Below are 251 nucleotides of genomic sequence, written 5' to 3'. Positions count from 1 at the left end.
GCCGGCGCCGGCGTGCCCGTCGCCAAGCACGGCAACCGCGCGCTGTCGTCACGCTCGGGCGCCGCCGACGTGCTGGCCTCGCTCGGGGTCAAGCTCGACCTGACGCCGGCCCAGGTCGGACGCTGCGTCGCGGAAGCCGGCATCGGCTTCATGTTCGCGCCCTCGCATCATCCGGCGATGAAGAATGTCGGCCCGACCCGGGTCGAGCTCGCCACCCGCACCATCTTCAACCTGCTCGGGCCGCTGTCGAA

The 251-nt window shown here is 72.1% G+C and carries 1 pseudogene; it reads left to right on the top strand.

From position 1 onward, the window contains the following. Positions 1 to 251 (top strand): annotated as a pseudogene (locus tag OU789_RS16905) (anthranilate phosphoribosyltransferase); the annotation flags it as partial.

Source organism: Halocynthiibacter sp. C4 (genome assembly GCF_028823805.1).
Taxonomy (GTDB): Bacteria; Pseudomonadota; Alphaproteobacteria; order Rhodobacterales; family Rhodobacteraceae; genus Falsihalocynthiibacter; species Falsihalocynthiibacter halioticoli.
Note: the sequence above shows the minus strand (reverse complement) of the source record. Positions and strands in the feature narration are given on the sequence as shown.